The organism is Butyrivibrio sp., assembly GCF_024699075.1.
This window is the reverse complement of the sequence record NZ_JAILQF010000172.1, coordinates 1-3,020: the sequence shown is the minus strand read 5'-3', so window position 1 is coordinate 3,020 and position 3,020 is coordinate 1. Positions and strand designations below refer to the sequence as shown.

Genomic DNA, 3,020 nt, shown 5'->3' with positions numbered 1-3,020 from the left:
GCCCATGCAGATGCCTGTGTTTCAACGTTTGTAGCTGCAAGTACATCGTAATCGTTAACCCAGTCAAAGTTAAGATTCATAATGCAAAGGTCATCACATGTTCCGGGATATCCTTTTTCATTCTTCTCATCTTCAGAAGGCTCTACAGCAACGCCATTATCTGTTGTTGTATAATCAGGTGTATAACGAACCTTAACTGCGTTATCAGGATTTGCAAGCCAGTTGAGGTACTTCATGCAGGCTTCAGCCTTAGTATCATCTGTTGTTGCAGGAATCATTACATACATAGCATATCTGTACTCATAAGGTGTACGATATGATCCGTCTGAAAGTTCAAAAGGCATGATCGGAACAAATGTCTCATCTACACCAAGTGTGTTGTTAAGAACTTCTGTTTCGTCCCAGATTGCCGTTGAGTCATCAAGAACAAATCCAACCTGTCCATTAGCTACTGCTGCATTATAAACATCTTCGCTTGTATCTGTAGCAAAGTCAGAGCTTATAAGGCCATCCTTGTACCATTGATTAAGCTGTTCAAGACCTGCCTTAGCATCTTCATTAGCTACCATGTATGCTTCGTTGTAGCAATATGCTTCTCTGTCATCATCAAGATTTACATATGATCCTATAAAGTTAAGATACATCTTCTCAGTATCTTCACGACCTGACATAGCCCACGGTATTGTATTTTCTCCGCCAAGCTGAGCTTCCTTTACAGCGTAGAGATATTCTCCAAGTTCTTCCTTGGTTGTAGGCATATCCATACCAAGTTCATCAAGCCAGTCCTTACGGATATATGCTGTATGACGTGAGCTTTCTGTTCCTCTCTGCTTCATGACTGCATATCTTGTATCTCCCATGATTCCCTGAGGCTCTGCTTCTGTACAATACTTCTCAATGTCTGAGCCATACTCAGAGTAAAGAGCTGTGAGATCCTTAAGTGCACCAGATGTTGCAAAGTTTGAGAACATTGCCTGGCTATAAGTAAATACGATATCAGGAGCAGATCCGCCTGCCATCATGATATTAAGCTTATCATCAGACTCAGAACGGGGAACTGCTGTATAGTTTACTGTAATATTGTAGTTTTCGAGCATTTGCTCCTGTATCCACTGTGTAAGTGCATTATCTTCAGTAGTTGTACCAGGTGCTGCGTTACCACGATCCCATACCATTACATTGATAGTAACAGGATCAGATTTAACGTCACCTGATGATGCCTGATCAGTACCACCTGAAGTTGTAGTACCTGAACTGCCACATGCTGCTGTGCCAAGCATCATAGACGCTGTAAGTCCTGCTGCAAGAACTTTCTTTGCAAATGTCTTTTTCATATTTTTCCCTCTCCTATAGTTTGTTGTTTGTTGATACACCCTTTATCTATAAAGTCTTATACAGACTTCTACAGACTATAATTTTTTACTTCTCTAAAAATCTTTTCCCCTATTACATCTTTTAGATCAGCCCTTTACAGCTCCGACCATGATTCCTTTAGTGAAGAACTTCTGAACAAAAGGATATACGATGAGCATAGGAAGCATTGAAATAACGATTGAAGCAGCCTTGATATTTTCAGCAACAAGGTTGGTCTGAAGACCTTCTTCTACAGATACGTTAATTGCTTCAATATACTGCTTAAGTACCATCTGTACAGTGAACAGTTCTGATGAGTTTATATAGTACAAAACATCTGAGATTCCGTTCCATCTTCCTACTGCGTAGAAAAGGCCAAGTGTTGCAAGCGTGGGATATACAAGAGGAAGAGCGATACTTGTAAGTGTCTTGAACTCGCTGCAGCCATCAATTCTTGCTGCATCATAGATCGCATCATCTATTCCCTTAAAGCCGTTGCACATGATGATCATGTTATAAGCTGATAAAGCACCGGGTACTATCAGTGCCCATACAGTATCTATAAGCTTAAAGTCTCTTACATTAAGATATTCTGGTATTGTTCCCGGATGAAGGTACATTGTAAGAACAAAAAGTGTCATTATGAGGCTTCCGCCTATAAGATTTTTCTTGGACAGAGGATATGCTGTCAAAACTGTCATCAAGAGGTTGATAGCTGTTGATCCAAGCATAAGAACTACTGAATATCCGAATGCTCTTACAAAACTTCCTGTCTTAAAAGCTCTTATATATGCTTCTGTATTAAAGCCTACAGGCCAGATTGAAACTGAGCCTGCTGTAATTGCTGATTTAGAGCTGAATGATACTGCTACAACTCTCAATATCGGTACCATTGCGATACATGTTATTAGTATGAAAAATACAGACCAGCATATCTGAAATAATTTTTTCTGCTTACTGTTAAGTGTTCCCATCAGACAATGCCCTCCTGTCCCATCTTTTTAATAACTCCATTAGCTGTCAGAACAAGAACCACACCTACTACTGTCTGGAAAAGACCTACGGCTGTAGCAAAGTCAAATCTTCCTGCTGCAAGACCTGTATTATATACGTATGTACTGATAACTTCGGAAGCATCTTTTACAAGTGAATTACCCATCATATAAGGACGATCAAATGATATGCTGACAAGTTTTCCGACCTGCATGATAAGAAGTACTGTAATTGTTGATGATATCTGAGGTATTGTTACATACCAGATTCTCTGAAGCCTTGTCGCGCCGTCTATATATGCAGCTTCTCCAAGGGAAGCATCTGCTGCCATGAGTGCTGCAAGATAGATGATCAGTGAATATCCTGCGCCCTGCCATATTCCAAAGAACCAGTAAACAAAACGCCATATAAATGGATTACTAAGGAAATCGATCTTGCCACCACCAAGGTTTGTAATAAGATTATTAACAAGTCCTGATCCTGAAAGGAGCTGAACTGATATTCCTGAAATAATAACCCATGACATAAAGTTTGGAAGATAAAGAAGTGTCTGAGTGGCTTTTCTTATCTTGCTGCTTCTAAGCTCATTTAAGAATATTGCAAGGAATATTGGAAATGGAAATCCAAGAATAAGGTCACCTATATTAAGAATAAGTGTGTTTTTAAGTGATGAC

The 3,020-nt window shown here is 39.6% G+C and carries 3 protein-coding genes; all 3 read right to left on the bottom strand.

Annotation, left to right across the window (positions count from 1 at the left end):
* Nucleotides 1–1,334, bottom strand: a 1,334-nt coding sequence (locus K6G87_RS06785; RefSeq protein WP_296835239.1) for an extracellular solute-binding protein, incomplete at its 3' end; no start/stop codon positions are given.
* A gap of 126 nt (nt 1,335–1,460) precedes the next feature.
* Nucleotides 1,461–2,327, bottom strand: coding sequence for a carbohydrate ABC transporter permease (locus tag K6G87_RS06780; protein WP_296835237.1), 867 nt, complete (start codon nt 2,325–2,327; stop codon nt 1,461–1,463).
* Nucleotides 2,327–3,020: ABC transporter permease subunit (locus K6G87_RS06775; RefSeq protein ID WP_296835235.1), on the bottom strand; the 694-nt coding region annotated here is incomplete at its 5' end. The genes K6G87_RS06775 and K6G87_RS06780, both read right to left, overlap by 1 nt.